This window comes from Pseudolactococcus insecticola, from assembly GCF_011170065.1.
Lineage (GTDB): Bacteria > Bacillota > Bacilli > Lactobacillales > Streptococcaceae > Pseudolactococcus > Pseudolactococcus insecticola.
The window spans coordinates 206,327-230,931 of the sequence record NZ_BLLH01000002.1; the positions used below are offsets into that span (position 1 = coordinate 206,327).

Genomic DNA, 24,605 nt, shown 5'->3' on the forward strand with positions numbered 1-24,605 from the left:
CTCACCTCCTTACCATGCCAGATTACGCTTTTTCAATTGGGCTAAAGCCTTGTCAATTTCTGGTGTCAACCGACCAACCAGTGTCCCATCATCAAGTACCACTTTCAAATCAAGTGCCTTTAAAAGCAATGGGAACATCTCTGAGATTGCATCCATTTTCACTGCCAAATCAGCTAGACTGACAGTTGCACCCATGCTATCAACTGCTGTGTGGATGCCTGTCTTAATATCAAAGTTCGGCACATCAAATTCAGTTGGAATTGCCTCTTGCATTTCTTTGGAGATTTTAGCCATTTCCCCATCAAACCCAACGCCGATCCCCAGTGCCATGTTTTTACCAATCTGATCTCTAAATAGCGTTGATGGCGAATGAATACCAAAGAAATCCTTGATATTATCAACGACACCACCGAAGAACCCTGAAATCTTGCTCCTCAACCAATCTCCAGCGTTTGAGATACCATTCCATACACCACTGATGAGATTAAAACCAATCGTTCCCATAGTTGAAATATAAGAGTCAAAGGCTGTAACAAGTCCATTGATGATTTGCGGAATAGCTGAAACAATTGCCGAAATAATCTGTGGCATATTCTGAACCAAAGCAACCAGTAGTTGCACACCTGCCATAATTATTTTGTCAATGTTATTGACTAATGTACCTGTTATCGCCTCTATAATTTGTGGTATAGCATTGGCAATTGTTGTGATAATCTGTGGTAATGCCCCTATCAGAGCGACCAATAATTGAATCCCAGCATCAATCAATTGGGGAATTGAGCCAATAATTGCCGTGATAATATTCTCAATAATCACTGGAATCGCAACCACAATAGCTTCAATGATAGTTGGTAAAGCCGTGACAAGAGCCGTCAATAATTGGATGCCTGTGTCGATAATCAATGGGATTGAGTTGATAAGAAATTCGACTAATGCCGTGATAATCGTAGGTAAACTTTCAACCAACATTGGAATCGCAGCAATCAGCCCTTCTGCCAAGCCTAAAATCAACTGGAGAGCTGCATCCAATATCAGTGGAAGATTTTCAATCAGACCATTAACGATTGTGATGATTGCTGTGACTGCAGTGGGAATTAATTGGGGCAACGCCTCAGCTAATCCCGATACCAAAGTCGTGACCAATTGAAAAGCCGCATCAATAATGAGTGGCAAGTTTTCAATCAAGGTTTTAACAATCGTCAGCACTGCATCAACAGCTACTGGTATTAACTTTGGTAATAAAGCGAGCAAGGTTTCTAAAACAGATTTAAAAAGTGTCGTTACAGTTGTTAGTAATATTGGCAATAAATCACTCACTGCGGTTAGGATTGCACTGATTGCTTGAGGCAATGCTTTAACAATGTTTTCAATGACAGGCACGATATTTTTAATGACCGCTTGAAAGGCTGCAACCATATTACCTGTTAGATTTTGCATATCAGCATCCGCATTGCCTAATCCTGCTGTAAATGAACCTAGTACTGCTTGGAGCAGTCCAATTGAACCAGAAACTGTCTGTGTTGCCTCTCTTTCAAAATTCCCTGCATACTGCTCAGTATTTTCAAAAAACATCTGCATAGCAACTTCAGCTTTTTCAGCTTGACTTGCCGTTTTCCATGTGAAATCAAGACCTTTTGCGAGAGCATAAGCCTCAATATTTGTGGCATTCATGGAAACTCCAAGATTATCCATCATGGTAAAGTTGCCCTTGGCAGCTCCCGCAACAGAGTCAAGTGCTACTTGCATGTCAATCCCCATGACAGATGCCATATCCGCTGCACGTTGCATGGATTTTTCAGTCAATTCAGCTGACTTTTGAACATCAACACCCGAACCTTGAAAGAGAGCACCCATTTTATTAGCAGTCGCAAGGTATTGACTTTGAGAAACACCCATCGTTTTATAGGCATCTTCCCCTATCTTTTGCATATGGTCAGCATAGTTTTGAAATACCGCCTCAGACCCACCAAGGTTTTGTTCAAGTTCGCCAAATTGCGAGACGACTTCCTTACCAAGTTTGATGGCCGCAGCACCCGCTGCAATAGCAACAGCACCAACCGTGACACCGATTCCCTTGAGAACACCTGCGAACTTTTCAAACTTAGAACCAGATTTCTCTGTTTCTTCAGCTGTTTCTTTGATTTCCTCACCAAAGTCATCAGTATCTTCAGTTGCCTCTTCAAGTTCATGCGTCATACCATTGAGTTGCGCTTTGGCATTGTTCAATTGAATCGCCCAGTTTTGTGTTCGCTTATCATTTTCACCAAAACTTTCAGTTGCGTTCTTCAATGCGCTTTCAAGTGTGGCGATTTTTTCTTTTTGAGCATCAATTGATTTATTCAAAACAGCGTTCTTGGCGGAGACTGCACTGATGCTCTTGTCATTTTTATCAAATTCAGATGATACTAATTTCATCTCTGAGCCCAGTACCTTGAACGACTGATTAATATCTCGGAGTGAGTTTTTGAACTCCTTCTCACCCTCAACACCGATTTTTAAGCCAAAATTATCAGACACCTAAATGTCTCCTTTCCTTGTTGTTTTTGAGCATGAAAAAAGACCGCCTAAGCAGTCTTAAAAATATTATTTAATTATCTCTGACTTTTAACTCTTTCATATCTGAGTTCATAGCGATATTGAAGCGCCACCTCAAAATGATTTGTTGGAATTCCCTTATCTAGCTTATCTAGCGCTCTTGACATATCACCTATTTTTTTTGTAAAATCGTCTGCGAAATCACTCAGCGTCTAGCTCCTCAAATTCTGATTTAACTAAATTTCGTAATTCCTCAACATCAGGCAAATAAAGTTGATATTTTGAAATAAATAAATCGACATCCATACCGTAAGTGGCATATTTTACCATTGTGTCATCTCTACCAGCACCAAGAATAATACCAATAGGTGGATTGTCGTCTTCGTTATTCATATCGAGCGCATAATATCCTAAATATAGGTTCATCTGTCCGACATCTGAATGTTTAACTTTCCCAACTTTCAAATCAATTATTACATAACGTTTTAGTACAACGTGGTAAAAAACTAAGTCTGCGTAATAATCCGTGTTATCGACAGTCAATCTCACTTGCCGCCCGATAAACGCGAACCCTTTCCCAAGCTCTAGCAAAAACTGTTCTAGATGATTTACTAGCGCCGTTTCAATATCGCGTTCTAATATTTTCTCTTGTTCGGGTAATCCTAAAAATTCAAGGACATAATTACTCTTGACAATATCTTGAGCCGTTTCCTCAATTTGTCCATCTTGAGCTAATTTCAAAATGCCTTCTTTATCTTTGGATAACGCTAACCTTGGAAATAACGCAGAATCAATTTGCCTACGTAATTCTCGAATGCTCCAATGATTTTTTATGCTTTCGACCATGTAAAATTGTCGTTCTAACTCATCATCAATCGAAACTATTTCGATGTAATGTGACCAACTCAATTTGCCAGACACTGTCTGGCAAATTGGAAAACGCTGGTAAAACAATCTCATGTTTTGCAAACTAGACCTAGAAAAACCTCTCCCAAGCCTTAAAGTTAAGTCTTTTGAAAGTTTTTTCAGTAAGCTAGTCCCATACTTAGCTTTATTTTCACCTTCCTGTTCGAACTCCACGATATATTGTCCTATGGTCCAATACGTATTCAGTTGTTCAGTATTTATACCACAACTTTAAACCCCTAAAGATAAAATTTCGTCAATAAACAACTCAATTTTTGGCTTACTGATACCAACATACTGCTTGTGACATTCCCATAAATCCAAGAACAGTCCGAGCGGGCAAAACCAGAAATCTTCTGTGCTCATACCCATTTGAACTGTTCCGTAATAGTAAAGGCGTGTAAATGTGACTTCATCACTTACACGCCCGCCTTGTTTTTTCCTGTATCTTCGCTTTCAATGTTGCGATTTGTACCTTTGAACATTGCCTCTGTGATTGCTGATTTGTAAGTTGCCAAATCAAGTGGGGTGGTCAATAGTTCTACGTATTCTTCCGTTAATACCTCTTTAGGCTTTTCCTTGTTCTTGAGATTGTAGATAAGAATGGATTGATTCGCCAAAATGGTTATCAGCCAAATAATCTCATCAAGCGCCATTTCAAAATTCTCTGACTTCATCAATTTCTCGCCAAGATTTTCTAACCCACCATAACGTTTAGCTATCTGTTTAGTTGCCTTGGTTGTCAGAATTAGTTCAAACTGGTCATCACCAATCGTAATACTTGCACTTCTTTCATCTGCCATTTCATCTGCCTCCTATTCAAAACTGGGCTCATACACCGAAGTGTACCAAGCACTAATTGTTGCAGGTAACACGTCTGTATCGCCCTCATCTACTTCGGCTTTCCATGGGTGTTTCCCCTGTTCATCGAGTTTGTTTCTTCGCATGACCGTTCCCTCAATTGTTGGCGTTGAAAAAGTGACACTATCACCTTTAGTCGCAAGGCTTGTACTTGGTACGGCAAACTTCACACGATAAAGCCAGAGATATTTGTACTTGCCGTTTGACTTCTTAGCACGAAAACCAATTGCTACTGGTGTACCGCCATCTTCACTAGCTGAAATCAGTACACCATTGTCATCAGTGGTGGCACCTGTCAAAGTACTCGCCACACTTCGCCCGATATTATCAACGCCAAGTGTGAGTTTCCCATTTTTAAATTCCTTGACGACTTCACTTGCCCCATCATCCGCATAAAGCGTTGCCTCGGCAAGTTCTACTGATAATTCAGCAGTCATTGCCTTGGCAAGCATGACTGGTGTGCCATAAGTTTCATCACCAGTCGTAGCTGATTCCGTAATCGGTGCATAAAAAAGTCGATCCAATCCTACTGTTGCCATCTTTACTCCTCCGTTTCAATTTCATAATATTTTGCAACATCAATCGCTACATGGTAGTAGCCCGTGTCATTTTCAAAGCCGACAAATAATCGGTTTGTGATTGTAAATTCCGCCTCAATAAGCACTTTAGTAATTTTCTGTTTAGTCTGCAGATAATTCCCTTTTGAAAATAATGAAATTCGTACCTCATTCAAATCAATCTGCGGTCTATTATCACTAAATATTTCAAAGCTATCTGAAAGTGGTGTCAACACACAATATTCATCTGGTGGCACACCACTAAAGACTCCAATCTCAACAGGAATTGAACGCTCATCAAGTAGTGCATTTAATTCTGATAAAATATTCATATACTGTCCACCTCCTGTTGTAATCTCGTTTTCATTGCCTCGAGACAAGCCTTTCTACTTTGTGATTTGGCTGGTTTTAAAAAGGGTTTTGCAGGTTGTCCGTGTCTACCATATTCGATGATATTCGCAATCATGGCATTTGATTTACCATCACTTCTCGGCTCAGAAAAGCCAACCTTGATATTCCAATCGCCATTTCTGTCTTGCAATGGTTTTGAAACACCCAAGGCACGTTCCAGTTCTCCTGTTGAACGACTTGATACTTTCGTTCCTGTGCCAATGACCGCTGATAGATTACCTCTAACTTTTGATTCGACTACTTGACTACCACTCTCAAGAGCTTTTGAGAGTATCTCATCTGTTCTGCCTTCTAATTTAGATAAAGCAAGCAGAAAGTCATCTGGCAGTTTCATCTGAACATTCGCCATTACTTTTTACTCCCTTCAATTTTTTCAGTTAAGACTTCAAGGTACATCCCACGATTTCGCACGTCTTCTACGGATAAAATTTGAAATCGCTCATCATTACAAACAAGAATCATCTCAGTTGTCACTTTCAGATTTGGAATCATTCGAAATCTGAAAAGGGCTGTCGCTGATGAAAAGGTCGCCATATTTGCCCATTTTTCATTGCCATGTTGGTTTTCTCGATATGCTCTGATTGTTGCGAGCACTGTATCGCTTGAAACTAGAAAACCGTCCGCATCTTTTGATGGCGAGTTATTCCGAATTTCAACCTGCTGATTCATCTTTCCAAAACTCATAGTTGCCACCGCCTATCTAGTCTGAGTAACATATTAACGGTATTCCAGATTTGGCTACTTGCATTCACGTTGTCTGCGTAAAACCCTCCAGTCGAACCATCACGGCTTTCATAAAAGTGAGATGACAGCATAATGATTGCTTGTTCCGTTGTTGCAGGCATTTCATTTTCAGAGTAATATCCTTCTGTGATATGTTGGTAACTTTCCGCATAGGCAATCGCTGAAGTGATGAATACTATAATCAATTCATCATCTTCATCATGAGAAATAATCAGATTTGCTTTGACCTTTTCGAATAAATTATCCATCACTTCAATCTCCTAACCTATTACGATGCGGTGCCTTTCATTTTCAAAATCTGAATGGCTTCTGGTAAGACAAGTTTACCGTCCACACGCTCTTTTGCAAGGAAGCCGACTAAGCCATTTCCCGCAAAAAGCTCTTTCAATTCCGCAAATGAACGAGTGCCACGGTCGCCAATGTTATAGTAACTGAAGTCCCCAAAAGCAAGAACTGGTTGACCAGCCGCAATCGTTGGCACATAAGGCGAAGTTTGGATCTGATAGCCAAGTAATCGGTCTGGCTCACCTTGTTGAAGAGATGGTTGCCACAGATAAGCACCATTGCCATCTTTTAACTTGCGAATCACTGACAAGGTTTGGTCATTTGTGATAAACACGGCATTTTTCCGATAGGGCCGTTTCAAGGCATAAATCAAATTGATAATCTCATCAGCCGTAATCGCACTCTGCGTATTGGTCGTGATACCAATTTGACCACCGCCTGTTGCCGCAAAAATCCCCAGTGGTTTGCCAACCCCATCGCCATTCAAGAACGCATCTTCTTCCGCATTACCAAGTGCCTTAGCGAACTGGTCAATGATATAGCCCTCCAAGTTAAATGCGTTATCATATAGCAACTCCTCTGTCACCTTGATTGCCACATGAAGTTTGTGTGCATCCATCAAGATTTGGTCAAATGTCGCATCGCCGAAAGTCAGTGTGCCACCTTCTTCAATCCACGATGCCGCAGCTTTAGTCGCTGCAATATTGATTTTGTGTTCGCCACTTGTTGTGATTGTTGTTGCAAGCGCACGAATGACATTTTCTTCAGTCAAACCGTCAATCAAACGTTTGTCATATTCTTCTGGCACAAGATAGCCACCAGCCGAATCCACGCCTTCTTGAAGGACGTTTGAAACCTGTTTGAAATTCGAACGGAAAGCCTGTAACATTCCCTCTTTGTATTCATCTCTTGCTCGACCAGTCTTTTCGGCTTGTTTTCCGTCTGCCATAGGACGTGAAGTTAGTGGCTGATTAACAGGTTTTGATAGTTCATTCTCCATCTGTTGCATTGTTTCCAAACGTTCGATTTCAATACCAAAATTTTTCACTTTATCTTCCATTTCTGCATAGACTTTCGCATCTTCTTCAGATAAAAGGCCGTCCTTATCCTTTTTCGTTTCAACAAAGGCTTTTGTCGCCTCCCATGCTTTGTTTCTCTTTTCTCGTAATTCTAAAATCTTATCCATTTTGCTTACCTCCAATTTTTAATTAAATTAAGCCGACTCATAAGTGAATCGGCTTTTGTTGACTTGCTATTTATTTGTTCTTGTTGAATTTGTGGCTTTGGTTTATCAATTTTGCAATGATGTGCAATCTTATCCATGAGTGAATTTGTGACTGCAACTTGTGAGAACATCATATTTGATGTCGGTGTCAAGTCCTCTACAATTTCATTCGTTTCTCGATGTAAAATATCATCCGCAAATCCAAGTTCAACTGCCTTATGAGCATCCATCCAAGTTTCTGAATCCATGAGATGTGATAATTTCACACGGTTCATTCTCGTCTTAATTTCATAAGCGTTGATGATACTTTCCTTGACTTCATCAAGCATAGAAATCGCTTTTTTCATTTCAGCACTGTCGCCCCAAGCCATTGTTGCAGGATTATGAATCATTAGCATTGATACTGGCGACATGAACACTTTTGTACCAGCCATCGCAATCACGCTCGCTGCACTTGCCGCAATGCCATCAATCTTAATCGTGACATTCCCTTTGTAGTCCATCAGCATGTTGTAAATCTGTGCCGCTGCCACACAATCGCCTCCGGGCGAATTAATCCACACAGTAATGTCTCCCTCACCACTTATAAGTTCACTCTGAAACAACTTAGGTGTGACATCATCATCAAACCAACTATCCTCAGCGATTGTGCCATTTAGGAACAGGGTTCTCTCCTGCACTTCCTCCAGTGTCTTTTGATTTATCACTGTTTGATTCTTCCACTTCCAAAACTTCTTCATTTTTGTTTTCCTCCTCTCCCTTAGTCGTTTTATTTGCATAAGCTCCTGCATCTTTTAACGGGAGCATGTTGCCATTAATTAAATATAAATCGCCACCCTCACTTTTAGGAATACGGTCAAGATTTTCAAGCTCACGAATATCATTGGCACTCATCCAGCCATTTTGACGACCTGTCGCATAACCGTTCATCCGTGATTGATAATCGCCTCGAAGTAACCCATCCACATTGAACTTAATGAAATATTTCTTCTTTTCTTCTTTAGTCAAAAGTGAACGAATCATTGATTGCTCAATCCGTAATACCCAAGGGTCAAGCGTATATTTCACAAACTCAAGTGATTGCTGCTCAATATTAGAAAAGCTCGATTTCTCAAGGTCACCAACCATGTGTGGTGGCACTCTGAAAATTCGAGCTATCTCATTGATTTGAAACTTCCTTGTCTCCAAGAATTGGGCTTGTTCTGGCGATATGGAAATCGGTGTGTACTTCATGCCTTCTTCCAAAACTGCCACCTTATGCGAGTTGCTTGACCCACCAAAGGTCTGTTGCCAACTTTCACGAATTCGGACAGGGTCTTTTAAGGTTCCGGGGTGTTCTAATACCCCACTAGGTGCTGCACCATTAGCGAAGAACTTCGCCCCATATTCCTCACAGGCAATCGCCATACCTATCGCATTTTTTGCCATCGCAATTGGTGAGTAGCCTACTAAGCCATCAAACCCTAGTCCTGGAATATGCAAAACTTCAGATGAATGAAGTTTGACTTGATTGCCTTTCATAGCATCACCAGTAGTCACAGTGTAAATATAATAAAGCGCGCCATTCTTATCCCTATCCACACCCATGCGATTTGGCATTAACGGATAAAGTCCTATCACCTCGCCTTTACCATTTCTAATGATTTGAGCATAGGCATTACCCCAAAGCAACAGATGTGTCATTAACGTCTCTCGGAAAACGAACGAGGTCATCTCTGGATTTGGCTCATCATGCAAAAGTAAATACAGTGGATGGTCTATTGCCTTTTCCTTACTCGTTTCAGTTTGTTTATACAAATGAAGTGGCAGACTTGCGACTGCCTCAGATAAAATTCTCACGCATGAGTGAACTGCTGTCATTTGCATAGCACTTCGTTCTGTGACAGATTTGCCACTTGTTGTTCCGCCCATTAAAAAACGATAGCCACTTCCAACAGTGCTATCGCTTGGTTTGTCTCTTGATTTGAATAAACCTGTAAATATTCCCATACACATCAACCTCCTTTGTTTTGGGGCATAAGAAAAGCACCCACCGATTTGATAGATGCTTGATAATAATTTTTGATTTTATCTCAATTCAATTTACGATATATTAGTCGGAAAGCATTGTCAAATATGAATCTAGTCTCTCATCTACATACCCTGCAAATAATTTTTCCATAGCTGCTAGATTGTGTTTAACATGATAGTCATCAAAAGCTGTATAATAATTGACCCTATCAGTAAACTTAATATCAATTGGCGGAAACCCTGCTTTCATCAACTCTAGGTTGACTAGCAATCGACCTGTTCGGCCATTCCCATCAATAAATGGATGTATGCTTTCAAATTCAATATGAAATCGTGCCAACCGAGGAATAACATGTTCGTCACTCTCATGATATTTTTTCATTAACTGCTCCATACTTGGTGCAATCATATAAGGTTGAACAGGTTCATGTGCTGCTCCCATAATGCGTACAGGAACTTTTCGATAGATACCTCTATCTTCTTTCTTATCGGCCAAAACAAGATAATGAATTTGCTTGATGATACTTTCAGAAATTGGTGCATTTTCCTTCACTAAACTGCTAACAAATTCAAATGCTTCTTTATGACCAATCGCCTCCATATGGTCTTTTAACGGTTTCTTATCAATAGTGAGACCACGTAAAACCATATCTGTTTCACGAAGCGTTAAGGTATTCCCTTCAATCGCATTAGAATTATAAGTATATTCTACAATAAATTCTTCCGTTAATCTCTCTAATTCCCCTGAAGTTAGTGGACGTTTTGAATCAAGTTCACGTTTTTTTTCATCAATCTTTTTCAATTGATTCTCTTCTGACTTGTACCTACCATCAGAAGGTTTTACAGCATCATGAGGAATCTTCCAAGCACGTCCAAGTTGAATTGCACCAACTATTTTTCCTTCAGCACAAAGAATTCTAACTCGTCTATCAGAAATCCCCCACTTCTCGGCGGCTTGTTTCACGGTAATATACATGTTCGCATCTCCAATCTTTCACTAATTATAACCTTTTATCGGAACAATAGCAACTTATCGGAATAACACAAAACGAATTAACGGAACAATAGCAACCTTTTTTAAATCACAAATAATCCTCTATCATCATAAACACTCGCACCATTATCATTGCCACATCTTATCGTTCTATCAAGCGCCATAATAGCCGCAATCGCACCATCAATCTTCTCAGTTGATTTTTCCTTATCAGCCTTGATATTACCTGCAGGGTCAGTTCGAATGAAAATATTATCCATATTCCAACGTAGGACTGGATGACCACTATGAGCCAATCTCTTTTCAAGTGTCAGTTTCATCAACTCTTTAGTCGGTGGACTCATATCTTTAAAGCCTTGTCCGAATGGTACAACTGTGAATCCCATGTTTTCTAAATTCTGCACCATTTGCACTGCGCCCCAACGGTCAAAAGCAATTTCTCGGATATTGAACTTTTTCCCTAAATTTTCAATGAATGTTTCGATATAGCCATAATGTACCACATTCCCCTCAGTCGTCTGGACGAACCCCTGTTTCTCCCACAAGTCATAAGGGACATGATCTCGTTTGACTCGCAAATCTAGCGTATCTTCTGGAATCCAAAAGAAAGGCAAAACGCAAAATTTATCTTCTTCATCAAGTGGTGGAAAAACCAAAACAAAAGCTGTAATATCCGTTGTGCTTGAAAGGTCAAGTCCACCATAACAAACTCTACCTTTTAACATTTCTTCATCGACCTTGAATGAGCAAGCGTCCCATTTATCCATTGGCATCCAACGTATAGCTTGCTTGACCCATTGGTTGAGTCGTAACTGTCGGAACGAATTTTCTTCTGCAGGATTCTGCTTGGCGGATTCACAAGCTGCTTTAACTTTGTCAATCCCTACTGTAATACCAAGTGACGGATTTGCTTTCTTCCAGACTTTTGGATCAGTCCAATCATCCGATTCCTTAGCGCCGTAAATCACAGGATAAAAGGTCGCATCCTTTTTCCGTCCCTCGATAATATCTAATGCCTTTTGATGTGTTTCAAAACAGATAGAATTGGTATCTGTACCAGCAGTTGTGATTAAAAAGTAAAGGGGTTGTGTTCTCGCATCCCCTGAACCTTTGGTCATAACATCAAACAGTTTTCTATTCGGCTGCGTATGAAGTTCATCAAACACCACACCGTGAATGTTGAAACCATGCTTGCTATAAGCCTCAGCGGACAACACTTGATAAAAGCTATTTGTCGGTTGAAAAATTATCCGTTTTTGTGAGGCTAATATTTTCACACGCTTGTTCAAAGCGGGACACATTCGAACCATATCAGCAGCTACGTCAAACACAATGGTTGCCTGTTGCCTATCAGCCGCACAGCCGTACACTTCAGCACGCTCCTCACCATCGCCACACGTAAGCAGTAGTGCAACAGCCGCAGCAAGTTCACTATTATGTGTTGGCAGATAGGATTTGCCAATCAAATACTGATGTGATGGACTATCTACCTGAATACATTGCATTCCCCTATTCTTAATCGGAATGATTCTATCTATATACCTAAAATGACTTCTAGTTCTTGGATTTCGTTTTGTACTATTCTTCTGCTTTCTCGTTAAACCACAGATTCTTGTATCCTCAAATGCCGTAAATTTCACATAATATAAAGTTTCTCCCGTCGAAATACGTCCACATTCACTACTTTTTAAATTCCAATCAACCCTTTGCGTAGATTCAGCTTCAGAAATCGCATTTTTTATCCCTAAACTCCAAAGCAACTCACTTACAGACTCAGACAACATTTTTTCTGTTGAGGTATAAATAGCCTGACCTTTCAACCCATTCACACATCCATCTGAATCCATTAGTCCTTGTAACAATCTCAGACGTTGCCCATGACTAGCACGTAAATATTCTATTGGTATTTTCTTTTCATGAAAGCTATGAAGCAATATAGGCCTTAATGCAGGAATATTCACCACAATGCTATCACCGACATTTAGCCATGTGCTACTAATATCATAATAGCCAACAATATTTTTAAGAACTCCTGCTATATCTTCCGTCTTAATGGTGATTTCTGGCTTGACAGCATTCCCATTTCCTAGCCAGTAACCCATCAAATAAGGTTCAATCAATAATTCCTTTGAATCCGTCTGAATCGACTTGGCAATTGGAATACGAAATCTATAGGAATTACCGTCTTTAGGAAGATGAAATAATTCGTTTGTTGTCATCGTACAATTTTTCTTTTTGCCATAAGTCCATTGTCCAGCCCACTGATGGTTTGCCCCTGCGTCAATGACTTCACCATCTTTAAATATGATTCGATAGGCTTTTTCTTGATAATCAATGTTACTTTTGGCGACAACTTGGCATTCATGTCCTCTTTCATCAAAAACAGTATCTCCAACTTTAATATCTCCCATAGTCGTATAACCATCTGGTATGGGAATGAGTGTGTTAAGTGATACCTGTTTGCCCATCTTTTTGGGAATTTCAATGTATGCCGTATTGAATTGCCTGTAGCCGTTTGGCTTAATAGTGCCGAATAAATCTCGAATAATCTGTTCTTGCCAATCAATTAATTCAAATGGTTTGCCTGCCCATGTGCCTTTCGTATGACATAAACATTCAATAAAGTTAACAGCGTAATCTGCCAGTGTCTCATTGTAGACAGAATCTTTCGCTTTAAACTTCGTTGGTTTGTATTTCTTTAATTTTCGCAACAGCTGTCAACTCCTTTCTTCGCAACGCAAAAAACAGCCTTTCAAGCTGTCCTTGCTAAGTCCTGTTTAAGTTATTATTCCATCATATCAGCGATAAATCGTACAACATCAGCTTTATCGCAGTTTTCTCTGAGCAAAGCCACTAACTCATGCCATGCGTAATAACCTTCTTTAATCCCATAATCATTTTCTGGAAAATAGATTTTTTCAATCATTGGATTCTCCTGTCATAATGAAATTTGTGTAATCATTTTTATGTTCTTCAATGAAAATCACAAGTTCAAAGAAATTTTTGTCATTGGCAATTCGCTGAACAGTAGTCGCATCTAACATATTTGTTTGACCTGTTTCTCTGACTGCCAGTATCTGCTCCTTAATTTTTGAGTTCATCTTTTTTCTCCTTCTCATATGCTTTTTGAGCATCCAACTTTCCTTGCTCGTACGCCGCCACAAGTGCTTTCTCAAGGCTCCAAACCGCAACATCAAGGAAGTCTTCCGAGTCGCTGTTATGTGCTTGTAAATCGCCACGTTCCTCAAGTTCATAAATATGTGGTTTAGCAATGTTGTAGATTTTGCGTTTACTTACTTTTTTCATTTCAAACCGCCTCAACTTTCGTTACCATATCTTCGCCATAAGCCACACTCAAACCCGAACCATTGTCCCAACAAACCATGATAGAACCAATGTCATCCACACCTCTTACCGTTCCAAGTGTTCCAATTGGTGGTGCATATGTATCGTCCATTTTTACCAATTTCACTCGTGCGCCTTTTGGATATTGTTTTTTAAGCCTTTCTACTATTTTTCTATTTGGAAACATTCGCCTACCTCCTCTTATTTTCGCTACACTATATATCACTCTAAACGCCTATAATAGCAAGTCTTTTATGCGATATTTCTAATTATTTTTGAGCATAGTAGGCAATGCCACTAAGCACGAATATGACATTTGGTAAAGCGACTCCATTACCCCACATCTTATAAGAAGCAGAATCAGAATATGGATTAGCTAACCATTTCAAGATTTGCTTATCTGTCTTTGGTTTTACGCTTGGCTTAACTGCTAATCGGTAGGTTTCAAATACCTCTCTCCAAAATATTAAATCATCTTCAGCTAGGTTTTCAGTTTCAAGGCTCTCACACCACCAAGATGGAAAGCCTTGCAGTCTTGCACATTCCGTTGGTGTCAGTCTACGAACAATATATCTACCATCATTGACTAGCGGAGGATCTTTGTAATCAGTGGCGACCAGTGTACTCGCCCTTTCTTTTTCTGCCTGTGTAAAATGCGAATTCTTACTTGATGAATAGGCCACTGCGTGCTTATCCACTGTATTAAGCGTAAAACTAACCTCTTCACCTATACCACTTCCTTTCGGTCCATTTTCATCACTGCGACCAATCATAGAACCTTGAACAGAGACAACTGCAATACCTCCTTGATTGCTATCTGGTGCATTCCCAGAAGTATCAATCGTTCGTGAAGTGTCACTTTCATAGATGTTCGCTCGTGAATTTACTGTTCTTTCAGATGTTAATCTCACATCATATGTTTTTAGTTCAACGACAAAGGGCTGATTATTCCCACCAGTTCCGTAAGTCGCAAGAACAGTTTGAGCGGTTTCAAGTGGTCCTTTAAATCTGCTATCTTGGCTATGATTTTCAAATACTAACGGTGGGTGGTTCGATGTTGCCCTTAAAGTACAAGTCATATCTTTGGTCACATCCATTCGACTGCCACCTTGGTCGTTTAAGCACAGGTTGCTTGCATCTTTAGCGCTTTCTTTAAAACTTGTGGTAGCTCTTTGCCACGCACGGAAGCTCTTCGCAGAATACCCAGACAAGCCTTCTGACTCAAATAATATTTTGTTGGCACATTCGCCTCTAAAATCTGCGACAAGGTAGATACGTTTTCTGCGTTGGGGAACTCCCCAATACTGAGCGTCAAACACTCGCCATGCAAGTGAGAAGTTATCTGCCACGATTCTTCCTGCATTTGCCCACTTTTTAGGTTGAGCGATAGTAAGGTTTTCATCTTTGATTTGGCAGATTTCTTCGAGGACACTTCTGAAGTCCTCGCCTTTGTTTGAGGAAAATGCCCCGCAGACATTTTCCCACACGATAAATCTTGGTTTTTCTCCATTAGTTTTCTCCCTCATTTCTTTGACTATTCGGATAGCTTGGTAAAATAAGGATGACTTATCACCCTCAAGTCCTGCACGTTTTCCTGCAATGGATAAGTCAGTACACGGACTGCCAAATGTAATAATATCCACGGGTGTGATTTCATCTCCGTGGATAGTTTTAATATCTCCTAAATGTTTAACCTGTGGTAACCGTTTGGTTGTCACTCGAATTGGAAATGGTTCAATTTCTGAAGCCCACTTAGGTGTAATCCCACTCAGGAGTCCACCTAATTCAAAGCCACCACTACCAGAAAATAAGCTACCTAAAGTTAAATTACTCATCACCAGTCACCTCACTGTATTTGTATGTTTTGCCGTCACGGATCAGTGTGACATTTTCAGATGTTCCGACTTGTTCGATGTAGCGGTTCACGATAACATCCACAAACTTCTCATCAAGTTCAATCGTGTGACAGATGCGATTCGTCTGCTCACAGGCAATCAAAGTCGAGCCGCTACCACCGAATGGATCGAGGACGATGCAATTGCTCATACTTGAGTTTGTAATAGGATAGGCAAGTAGTGGGATTGGTTTCATCGTAGGATGGTCACCATTCTTCCTAGGTTTATCAAATTCCCAAATGGTTGATTCTTTACGACCTGTGTACCACTGATGTTTGCCTTTCTTTTTCCACCCATAGAGAACTGGCTCATGTTGCCACTGGTATGGCGAACGCCCAAGGACAAGACTTTGTTTCTTCCAAATACACGTCCCTGACAAATAAAAGCCTGCCTCAACGAAGGCTTTACGAAAATTCAACCCTTCCGTATCAGCGTGGAATACATAAATGCTAGCATCATCAGCCATTGCCTTTTCCATACAAGAAAAAGCATCATACAGAAAACTGTAGAACTCCTCGTTTGCCATATTGTCATTTTTGATTTTTCCAGCCGCCCCTTCGTAGTTCACATTATAAGGTGGATCTGTCACACAGAGATTTGCCTTCTTCCCATCCATCAGAACATCATAGGTTTCTTGATTGGTGCTATCGCCACAGACAAGACGATGATTGCCCAAAAGCCACAAGTCTCCTGCTTTTGAAAAAGTTGGTTTCTCTAGCTGAGCATCCACATCAAAATCATCATCTTGTCCTTCTGCATCACCATTAAGCAACTGATCAATCTCAGAAGCGTCAAAGCCAAGTAAATCCAAATCAAATTCCGCACCTTGTAAGTCTGATAACTCAATCGAGAGCATTTCTTCATCCCAACTCGCATTCATGGCGAGTTTGTTGTCGGCAATGATGTAAGCTCGTTTTTGTGCATCTGTCAGATGTTCTATAAAGATACACGGGACTTCCTTGATGCCTTCTTCCTTTGCCGCAGTGATTCTGCCGTGCCCAGAAATGACATTATACTCCTTATCGATCAAGCATGGATTCAAGAATCCGAACTCACGGATAGAGGCTCGAAGTTGTAGCACTTGCTCCTTCGAGTGAGTTCGAGAATTTCGGATATAGGGTATCAGCTTTTCAATATCAACTTTTTCAAATCGGTCTATCGTTTTTGTCATTAGAATAACCCCCATTTCGCAAGTTTCTCAAAGCCTCCAAGCTGATCCACGAAGTCTCTGGCTTCCTCTACAATTTCCGAGTAAGGCAAGCCATCAACTTTCTCATCACCAATGGCGCACACCAACTCGACAGGTTTTCCTGTTTGTTGGGCCTTAAGGAACGCATGGATATTAATTGATACATCAGCTTTAGATAAGTCTTTACCGTGTAAGCCACCACCAGTAACAGAGTCAGCCATATCAGAACCAAGTTTACGATTGGTTGCCCCTGTATCAACATCAGTTCCACCCGTCCAATCACCTAGTGGATTAATCTGTGCAGTTGGATACAATTTCTGTAAGTCAGTTGTTTTCGCATGGCTTTGACAAATAATTAACCTTTCTCCATCAAGAATGTATTTGCCGTCCATTGGATACTTTTCGTAAAGGTTTCGAGCAGTTTTTGAAAGTTTGAGCTGTTCTTCTGTGAGTGGCACACCCTTGAAGATACCGTTATCTCCACAGCGAATTTCATCAACTTGATTAGCCGCCAATTCTTTGTCTTGTGGAACAATTACAATATCTTGTTTCACGTCACCTGCGATACGGTTAATCGCACGTTTCACTTCATCAAAAGAAAGAGTAGCCGATGTTTCAATCATCACATGGCATTTACCGTGACCAATCAAAACTTCAACTGCTATTTTAGGATTTTCTTCAGTTGCATAAGCTAAATCGACAATGGCTCCTGCTATTCTATCTGCCACCTTGTCTGGGTGACTCGGATTTACTTTTTCAATCATATTAATTTCCTTTCCTTGAGCGTAATAATTTCTCCATTGCATCCGTGTTAAGATCTCCCGTATATTCCACACTGCAATTTTCTTTTACAATTTGTTGAATCTCATACCAGATGACATTTGCCTGCTTTTGAAAGTTCTGACTCATCGCAACAAACGGAGATGCCATTACTGCCGATGTGGTTGGGTGCTTTCCTAACAAACCATATTGGCTCAGTGCTGTTTCGCATTGCACAAAACGAGCAAAATTCTGAGCGTATGCTTCGACCATTCGAGGAGCGACTAACTTATCGCACCCTCTATCATGTAGCCATTCAAAAACATCACGGTAAATATCATCAGCCCCGAGTATCGTTCCATCTTTTTGCTTTGCCGACAGATATTCACTTGGCTCTGGGAAATAGCTACCTTCAAGTTCCACTCCTTCACCAATATCTCCACCGACCAATAAATCAACATCTGGCAAATCATCTATTTCCATCCGCTTGACAGATTTTCCAGCGGAGATTTTATCAACTAATGCTTGCGGACGTTCCCCTGAACGAGTTCTTCTGCCACCACGCATTGTTCCATCTTTTGACACTATTTTTCACCTCATTTCATTATCTAGGGGCTATCCCCCCTTTGAACTCAAAACTTTGTGCGTGTGACCCCACGCCGCTGGTGCATAAAAATAGTGGTAGAGATTGACATCCCCTACCACCTATTCTTACAATGCACTCTTGTCTTTTAAGTTCATTCTAGTTCTATGAATCTTTGAGTGATGATGCTTACATACACTCATCAAATTACTAAAATCATTTGTACCACCAACACTCAACTCAATGATGTGATGTACGTGTTCGACAGGTGTCAGCCGTCCTTCTTCTAAACACATCTCACACAGAGGGTGCTCTGCAACATACCTCGCACGTATCTTTCGCCAAGCTCTGCCGTAACGCTTTGAGGTTGCTGGGTCACGTTCATACTTTTCGTAACGTTTCCTTGCTTTATCTTTATGTTCCTCACAGTAGTCTCCATCAGTTAGATTCGGACAGCCTTGGAACTTGCATGGCTTGCGTGGACTTCTTGGCATTGCATGTTACCTCCATTTGAACATGAGAAGAGCCTTCAAGGATTACTCCTCAAAGGCTCTGTGCTTTTACAATATTTTCATAATACTATTATATCAACTCTCCCAGTCTAAACAAGTCCAGTTTAGTCCATTTGTGTCCCAACTTTTGAGTTAGGTACTTGAAAGTGGTGTAGTGCTTGAGAATGGATTCGATGTGTGCCACTCTTTGATCTGTTCATCAAAACGTAGATTTTATCCCAAGAGTAGCTGTTTACATATCTGTAACGCAATAATATACGTTCTTCAGTATTATTTACTCGTTCAATTGCCTCGCCAATTTCAATTTTCAAATCAATTAAATGGTCGATTTCTTTGTTAATCTTATCTTCTAGCTTTGCAATTTTAGTCAAGCAACGAACAAATGATGCCTCATTGCTTCTTGTTGTTTGCACTCTTTCTCTAAATCTTGTTGTTGGTACGCTAAACGATAATGCTCTCAATTCATCAACTTCAGTAAGTAAAGAATTAATTCGCTCATTTAATCTATCGGCTTGTTTCAAATATTCCTTTGGTGTCATTTCTATCTTCCTCCTAATCTTGCTTTCACTGCATCAATCAGTGAATTTTGCGTTTTCTCTTTTAGTTTCAATGTTTTCATCACATCTTCGTCAATTGTATCTTTCGCAATGATATGATGAATCACAACGGTATCGTTTTGTCCTTGTCTCCAAAGTCGTGCATTGGTTTGTTGGTACAATTCTAGTGACCACGTTAGCCCAAACCACACAAGCGTTGAGCCACCACTTTGAAGATTCAAACCATGTCCTGCACTTGCTGGGTGAATCATCGCAACTTCAATCTTTCCCTCGTTCCAATCCTGTATATCCCGACTTGACTTGATTTGTCGTACCTTGAAACGACTTTTAATTCTCGCCAAATCATGTTGAAACCAATAAGCAATGAGTAGTGGCTTACCATTTGCGCCCTCAATTAAATCTTCCAAAGCATCAAGTTTTCGATCATGAATTGGGATACTTTCGTTGTCCTCGTCATAAACTGCTCCATTTGCCATCTGAAGTAGTTTACCTGAAAGAACCGCCGCATTGGCTGCATCAATTTCCGTGTCACCTAGTTCAACAACCAACTGTTCCTTAAACTCATTGTAGTTGTCTAATTCCTTGATTGATAAAGAAACGGAAACTTCATTCATCACGCACTCAGGCATATCAAGAAAGTCAGCTGACCTCATCGAAATCGTGATATCTGAAATCTTGTCGTAGATTGCCTCCTCAGCCCAAGATTTTGGTTTCCAAGAAAATATCCTCATCCCATTTCGTTTGTCTGGCTCAAAATACTTCTCACGATAATGTGTAATGTAATATTCAAGTCGCTCGCCCATATCCAGTAGTTTGAACTCGCCAAACAAATCCATCAAACCGTTACTCGAAGGTGTCCCAGTCAAACCAACAATTCGATTGACTTTATTTCTGACTTTCATCAAACTCGTGAATCGCTTTGCCTTGTAATTTTTGAACGAACTCAGCTCATCAATTACAACCATATCGAAATCAAAAGCTTTGCCACTTTTCGTAATCAGCCAATCAACATTCTCACGGTTGATGAGATACAGATTCGCCGATTTCTGAAGTGCTGCTATTCTCTGTTTTGGCGTTCCCATGACAACTGAATACGTCATGTCTTTTAGGTGATCCCATTTGTCAATTTCCGTTGGCCATGTATCACGTGCTACCCGAAGTGGTGCAATAATCAATACCTTACCAATCTCAAACTCATCAAACATCAAATCTTTTATAGCACTCAGAGTCGTCACAGTTTTTCCGACCCAAGCCCATATCAAGGAATAAGGCAGAAATTTTGTTCTTCTTGATATGCTCAATCGCAAATTTCTGGTAGTCATGTGATATGAACTTCATTTGGCATCACCTCCTAACGTTTTTACAATTTCAGGTATCTGCTCAATATCATCAAGAACAAAACACCTAAACCCTAGATTCGTCAATTGTTTCATTCGTAAAACTTGTAGTGGTCTGGGTTTCTGCCCTTTCTGTTTGACTTCCACAAAGGCAATTCGACCTTGGGGCATTAAGACAAGTCTATCTGGAACACCATCAAGTGTTGGTGTTATAAACTTTAAACAGCGACCACCTGCTGATTTGACTGCTATACCAAGCTTTTGTTCAATTATTTTTTCTAACATTTCAACCTCCAAATTTTTTAGTGTATCCCCATGTACCCCTTTACATTAACTTTTCTATAGGTAGTATTTTTTTACTTACTAGGAAAAGTAAGGTAAGACCCTACATGGGGCTACACTTTTAATAAAAATACGCTATTCCAAAAACTCGGAAACTAGACGGAGACCATAAACGATTACGCCTTTATTGCTTCTTTTGCGCGTGACTCCCACAGCGTCTAAGGCAGTATAGAAATCTGCTGCACTGCGAACATACTCGCCCGTTCTAAGGCAAAAAGCACGATATTCGGAATAAAGTTCTCCCGATTTCTCAGTGTACGTTTTATCCATTTCACAGCAATCTTCTAGAAAATGTCCAAGCCAATCATTGTCACTTTTATAAGTATTTATTGCATTTTCAACTACTTTGGGGAGCGCAATATGATAATCATCCGCAATCACTTTTTTCGCTCCCTCAAGAATCCACTGTAAAACAGTCCCTCCCGCATTCTCAAAAAGATAATCCGCATAATTCTTCTTGTCGTCATTCCCCTCAATCTTAGCCAAAAAAGGAATCACAATCAGCCTGCGCCACGTCCCTTTATCAATCGCACCAACTTTGGGTAAGTGGTTCGTATAAAGAACGAGCGTGTGAGTTGGCACGTACTTGAATGGGTCTTTGTATTTCTTCTCTGCAGCGATTTCATCTGTCGAACACAACTGCTTGATGTTTGATGTATTGAGTCGCATCCCCTCCTCAAGCTCTGCCGCAATCAATAATCGCTTTCCTTTTGCCTCAGCAAGCTCTGGTTTCACATTTCTGCGAATCCCTGTTGTAAGAATATCGGCAGAAATACTACCACTGTAATTCCCAAGGACACGAGAAATCAGATTCCAAAATGTCGACTTGCCATTTCGACCCTCGCCAAAGGAGATAAGTAATCCCTCAACATAAACTTTACCAATTGATGCCAAACCAACAATTTTTTGGACATAATCAATCAACTCTTGGTCATTACAAAAAATCGTGCTGAGTGCGTCTTGCCAAATATTATCCTTATCAGAGCTTGGATCACACTCAGTCTGTTTCGTAATAAAGTCTGATGCATTGTGTTCTCGCTTATCGCCAGTTTGCAAATCAAACGTAGCAGATGGTGTATTGAGCAAAAATTCGTTCACGTCAAGAATCCGTTGCTCAATCTCTAGTTTTGGTCTAGCAACCTTTAAGGCTGAAGTTAGATACTTATCATCACGCCTTTTTATCGCATATTTCTTGTAAATTCCCGCCTCTTCGTATTTTTCAAAAGAGTGCAATTGAGCTTTATTAAAAATAGTCTGTGCCTTTTTCGCACCAACACTTGCGAGGATTTCAAAAGCCCCATTGTCGATCATCTCTTTCATCGTTTTCTTGATTTCAGTTTCCGCCTCTTCTAATTGACGCTCAGTCAAATCTTGTGCCACAGCTTGAGCTTTTGGACTAGACTCCTCCCAATAGCTCCCGTTGTAAACGATGTAATCCGTTGATGGCGAATAGCGTAAAACACCTGCATACTCACGAGCTAATACTGTCGCTTGTCCCACGTCTGAATAGTCAGTAGGCTTAAGTGCACAATCAGAGTTGTATTGTTCTGGTGGAATATAATCTTTTTGCTTGGATACTTTCTTCCAAAAATTCACGGCACTATTCCAAATTGTAGACAATTCCTCATCTGGCAATGGTGGATGGCACTTCTCAGATGCTTTGATAAACTCTTCATGCGCCTCGGTAGAATTACCGAACCGCTTAATAAGTTTTCCCGCAATATGGCTCATAGAGCTATTCCGACTACCCTCAGAAATTTGATATTGTTCTTCATCCCAATTCACAAACAAGTCATCATTCAGATAATCAAGAACAGTTTTACTACCCTCAAATATCTCAACTTCAGTATTTGGCGTACCAAAAAGCAATCTTGCACTATCCAGAGCATTATCATCAAAATACGGAAACTCCGCTTGAACTTGTTGTTTTAATGCAGCATACTCATCTGCGTTTGTAACTGTCGTGATTGGAAAATACACATGAAAACGTGGACGTGTTGACTTCACGCCCTTATCTTTCATATGGTTTCGTGAATAAGTAACCCCAAATGAAACATCTGGAAACGCCATTGCGACATCAACAGACGTTACCCAATCTTGCGGATTATCGGAGTGGTCATTGTCACAGTCTAGTGGAATCACGTTTGAACTTAGAAAATTTGCCCCACTCCGATAGCTATCTCTGTACTCAGCAGTTACATGATCAAATTGAATCGCACTTTGTAGTGACTGCTGATCAGTTACATCAACCTTAGTAGGAAACAGGCAATTTTTCAGATTACCTCTAAAGTCTGATTTATAGAGTGTGAAATTAAGCATGCTTTACCTCCTCGCAAGCCTCGTTAAAACAACGGACTATTTTTCCCCAATACTCAGCTTGAAGTACTTCCTGCAACATTCCCTCCGAAAGCGTGTCGCCAAATACCCAAACCTCCTCGCATTTTCCAAGCAAGACAATGCCCATATGCAGGGCAGAGTCACGCTCATTTTTCTCATTCATGAATTGTGGATATAGCAAATGTGGTGCAACTGGAATATAGCCATTATCCACAGCGAAACGACAATATTTTCTTGCCTTTACAATATTTGATTCAACATCTCCAGAAAATGGGGAGCTGATGAAGACCAGCGGTTTGTAATTTGGATTTCTAGTCATTTTCGTTACCTCTTTCAATCATTGGTAGAATGCCGTCAATTTTCAACAAATCATAGATAAACAAACGTCCTTTTTGCGTCCAGTAGGTATGAATGTTGCTGTGCATTGTGCCGTCCTTACCATCGTAAGAATGCGTTTTCGTGCTGGTATAACCTTGCTCCGCAAATTTTTTGTAGAGCAACCAAATACGTCCTTGCTTGAATTGAATACCTTTTGAATGTAGAAACTGGTTCATTTTATTGGCCGTCCAACCGTAATCTTTCGCAATGACAGAAATAGCGACTAAATCTTTGCATTGCAAAATGACATCATAATATGTTGCCTTGGGTTTCAGTTCAGAAATTTGTTGATTTTGGATAGCCAATTTCTGATTCAACAAACTGTTCTTGTCACGCTCGTCTTTTAACGCTGTCAAAGCAGCAATAGCAAGATCAGGATTATTAATCAATTCTTCAACCGCATACACGCCGTGTTTCCGAATCGCTGGTAGTACTTCAGAAGTTACCCAACGTTTGAACTTCTTAGCATTTGGCATTTTACTTGAAAGGATAAGGCTGTAAAGCCCACTTTCATTGATTGAAATGACCGTTTGCTCACGACCGATGGCGTCACGAATCGTTACCCCATCCTTATCTTCAGCATCCACATGATCAGCCAATGCTTTTCTAGTATTGCTATAGCCAAGAATACTAGCGACATCCTTACCAACAAACATCGGTTCCTCATTTACAACTGTCGTCCGAATTTCTCCGAACTCTAAGTTATTGAAAATTTGTAATTCTTTGTTCATCTGATGAACCTCCTATAAATTTAATTTTCGAGGTGTCATTACCTCTTATCTATAAACGAAGAATTAGAGCAATTCGAACCCCTAAAATAGAAATTCATTCATTTTTTTCCAA

The 24,605-nt window shown here is 40.3% G+C and carries 27 protein-coding genes and 1 pseudogene; all 28 read right to left on the minus strand.

The genetic code is table 11. The annotated features are described in order from the left end of the window. Positions 1-9: 9 nt before the first annotated feature. The 28 genes and pseudogenes from Hs20B_RS03240 to Hs20B_RS03375 all read right to left on the minus strand — a co-directional run bounded on the left by Hs20B_RS03240 (position 10) and on the right by Hs20B_RS03375 (position 24,493). Positions 10-2,517, minus strand: a complete 2,508-nt coding sequence (locus Hs20B_RS03240) for a phage tail protein (RefSeq protein WP_172355558.1) — start codon at positions 2,515-2,517, stop codon at positions 10-12. 219 nt (positions 2,518-2,736) lie between these two features. Further along, the gene (locus tag Hs20B_RS03245; RefSeq protein ID WP_172355818.1) at positions 2,737-3,663 is read right to left on the minus strand and encodes a PDDEXK nuclease domain-containing protein; all 927 of its coding nucleotides are present in this window, start codon (positions 3,661-3,663) and stop codon (positions 2,737-2,739) included. Between the two features lie 197 nt (positions 3,664-3,860). Next, on the minus strand, positions 3,861-4,244 hold the full coding sequence (locus Hs20B_RS03250) for a hypothetical protein (RefSeq protein WP_172355560.1): 384 nt from the start codon (positions 4,242-4,244) through the stop codon (positions 3,861-3,863). Positions 4,245-4,256: 12 nt separating this feature from the next. After that, positions 4,257-4,841: a major tail protein gene (locus tag Hs20B_RS03255; RefSeq protein ID WP_172355562.1), complete on the minus strand. Its 585-nt coding sequence runs from the start codon at positions 4,839-4,841 to the stop codon at positions 4,257-4,259. Between the two features lie 2 nt (positions 4,842-4,843). Continuing rightward, complete coding sequence (locus Hs20B_RS03260) at positions 4,844-5,191, minus strand: hypothetical protein (RefSeq protein ID WP_172355564.1); 348 nt, start codon at positions 5,189-5,191, stop codon at positions 4,844-4,846. Continuing rightward, entirely contained in the window at positions 5,188-5,619 is a 432-nt protein-coding gene (locus Hs20B_RS03265; RefSeq protein WP_172355566.1) for an HK97 gp10 family phage protein, read from the minus strand. The genes Hs20B_RS03260 and Hs20B_RS03265 overlap by 4 nt, the downstream gene beginning before the upstream one ends. Further along, complete coding sequence (locus Hs20B_RS03270; RefSeq protein WP_172355568.1) at positions 5,619-5,954, minus strand: head-tail adaptor protein; 336 nt, start codon at positions 5,952-5,954, stop codon at positions 5,619-5,621. Before Hs20B_RS03270 ends, Hs20B_RS03265 begins: the two co-directional genes overlap by 1 nt. Further along, entirely contained in the window at positions 5,951-6,262 is a 312-nt protein-coding gene (locus Hs20B_RS03275; protein WP_172355570.1) for a head-tail connector protein, read from the minus strand. Before Hs20B_RS03275 ends, Hs20B_RS03270 begins: the two co-directional genes overlap by 4 nt. Before the next feature lie 20 nt (positions 6,263-6,282). Continuing rightward, positions 6,283-7,485 (minus strand): phage major capsid protein, encoded by a 1,203-nt coding sequence (locus Hs20B_RS03280; RefSeq protein ID WP_172355572.1) that lies wholly within the window; start codon positions 7,483-7,485, stop codon positions 6,283-6,285. Positions 7,486-7,490: 5 nt separating this feature from the next. Continuing rightward, the gene (locus Hs20B_RS03285) at positions 7,491-8,264 is read right to left on the minus strand and encodes a head maturation protease, ClpP-related (protein WP_228407458.1); all 774 of its coding nucleotides are present in this window, start codon (positions 8,262-8,264) and stop codon (positions 7,491-7,493) included. Then, on the minus strand, positions 8,164-9,513 hold the full coding sequence (locus Hs20B_RS03290; protein WP_228407460.1) for a phage portal protein: 1,350 nt from the start codon (positions 9,511-9,513) through the stop codon (positions 8,164-8,166). The genes Hs20B_RS03285 and Hs20B_RS03290 overlap by 101 nt, the downstream gene beginning before the upstream one ends. A 103-nt stretch (positions 9,514-9,616) precedes the next feature. Further along, a complete protein-coding gene (locus Hs20B_RS03295) occupies positions 9,617-10,510 on the minus strand; it encodes a Fic family protein (RefSeq protein ID WP_172355576.1) in 894 nt (297 codons plus the stop codon). Positions 10,511-10,611: 101 nt separating this feature from the next. Next, positions 10,612-13,239, minus strand: coding sequence for a terminase TerL endonuclease subunit (locus Hs20B_RS03300; protein ID WP_172355578.1), 2,628 nt, complete (start codon positions 13,237-13,239; stop codon positions 10,612-10,614). A 74-nt stretch (positions 13,240-13,313) separates the two neighbouring features. Continuing rightward, positions 13,314-13,454 carry a hypothetical protein gene (locus Hs20B_RS03305; RefSeq protein ID WP_172355580.1) on the minus strand — a complete coding sequence of 47 codons (141 nt, stop codon included), beginning with the start codon at positions 13,452-13,454 and terminating at the stop codon, positions 13,314-13,316. Further along, entirely contained in the window at positions 13,447-13,629 is a 183-nt protein-coding gene (locus tag Hs20B_RS03310) for a DUF5049 domain-containing protein (RefSeq protein ID WP_172355582.1), read from the minus strand. Before Hs20B_RS03310 ends, Hs20B_RS03305 begins: the two co-directional genes overlap by 8 nt. Next, entirely contained in the window at positions 13,613-13,834 is a 222-nt protein-coding gene (locus Hs20B_RS03315) for a DUF6900 domain-containing protein (RefSeq protein ID WP_172355584.1), read from the minus strand. The genes Hs20B_RS03310 and Hs20B_RS03315 overlap by 17 nt, the downstream gene beginning before the upstream one ends. A gap of 1 nt (position 13,835) precedes the next feature. Beyond that, positions 13,836-14,060, minus strand: a complete 225-nt coding sequence (locus Hs20B_RS03320) for a DUF4314 domain-containing protein (protein WP_172355586.1) — start codon at positions 14,058-14,060, stop codon at positions 13,836-13,838. 82 nt (positions 14,061-14,142) lie between these two features. Then, a complete protein-coding gene (locus Hs20B_RS03325; protein WP_172355588.1) occupies positions 14,143-15,708 on the minus strand; it encodes a DNA cytosine methyltransferase in 1,566 nt (521 codons plus the stop codon). Continuing rightward, positions 15,701-16,939, minus strand: a complete 1,239-nt coding sequence (locus Hs20B_RS03330; RefSeq protein WP_172355590.1) for a site-specific DNA-methyltransferase — start codon at positions 16,937-16,939, stop codon at positions 15,701-15,703. The genes Hs20B_RS03325 and Hs20B_RS03330 overlap by 8 nt, the downstream gene beginning before the upstream one ends. After that, entirely contained in the window at positions 16,939-17,721 is a 783-nt protein-coding gene (locus Hs20B_RS03335) for an S-adenosylmethionine synthetase N-terminal domain-containing protein (RefSeq protein WP_172355592.1), read from the minus strand. The genes Hs20B_RS03330 and Hs20B_RS03335 overlap by 1 nt, the downstream gene beginning before the upstream one ends. Position 17,722: 1 nt before the next feature. Next, positions 17,723-18,301, minus strand: coding sequence for a P27 family phage terminase small subunit (locus Hs20B_RS03340; RefSeq protein ID WP_172355594.1), 579 nt, complete (start codon positions 18,299-18,301; stop codon positions 17,723-17,725). 126 nt (positions 18,302-18,427) lie between these two features. Beyond that, positions 18,428-18,793, minus strand: a complete 366-nt coding sequence (locus tag Hs20B_RS03345) for an HNH endonuclease (protein WP_172355596.1) — start codon at positions 18,791-18,793, stop codon at positions 18,428-18,430. A gap of 122 nt (positions 18,794-18,915) precedes the next feature. Continuing rightward, positions 18,916-19,350: a DUF1492 domain-containing protein gene (locus tag Hs20B_RS03350; protein ID WP_172355598.1), complete on the minus strand. Its 435-nt coding sequence runs from the start codon at positions 19,348-19,350 to the stop codon at positions 18,916-18,918. A gap of 2 nt (positions 19,351-19,352) precedes the next feature. Then, positions 19,353-20,706 (minus strand): annotated as a pseudogene (locus tag Hs20B_RS03355) (SNF2-related protein). Further along, positions 20,703-20,990, minus strand: a complete 288-nt coding sequence (locus Hs20B_RS03360; RefSeq protein WP_172355602.1) for a VRR-NUC domain-containing protein — start codon at positions 20,988-20,990, stop codon at positions 20,703-20,705. Before Hs20B_RS03360 ends, Hs20B_RS03355 begins: the two are co-directional and overlap by 4 nt. Before the next feature lie 132 nt (positions 20,991-21,122). After that, positions 21,123-23,366 carry a phage/plasmid primase, P4 family gene (locus Hs20B_RS03365; protein WP_172355604.1) on the minus strand — a complete coding sequence of 748 codons (2,244 nt, stop codon included), beginning with the start codon at positions 23,364-23,366 and terminating at the stop codon, positions 21,123-21,125. After that, positions 23,359-23,703, minus strand: a complete 345-nt coding sequence (locus Hs20B_RS03370) for a DUF7768 domain-containing protein (RefSeq protein ID WP_172355606.1) — start codon at positions 23,701-23,703, stop codon at positions 23,359-23,361. The genes Hs20B_RS03365 and Hs20B_RS03370 overlap by 8 nt, the downstream gene beginning before the upstream one ends. Then, positions 23,696-24,493: a phage antirepressor gene (locus Hs20B_RS03375; RefSeq protein WP_172355608.1), complete on the minus strand. Its 798-nt coding sequence runs from the start codon at positions 24,491-24,493 to the stop codon at positions 23,696-23,698. Before Hs20B_RS03375 ends, Hs20B_RS03370 begins: the two co-directional genes overlap by 8 nt. Positions 24,494-24,605 lie beyond the last annotated feature (112 nt).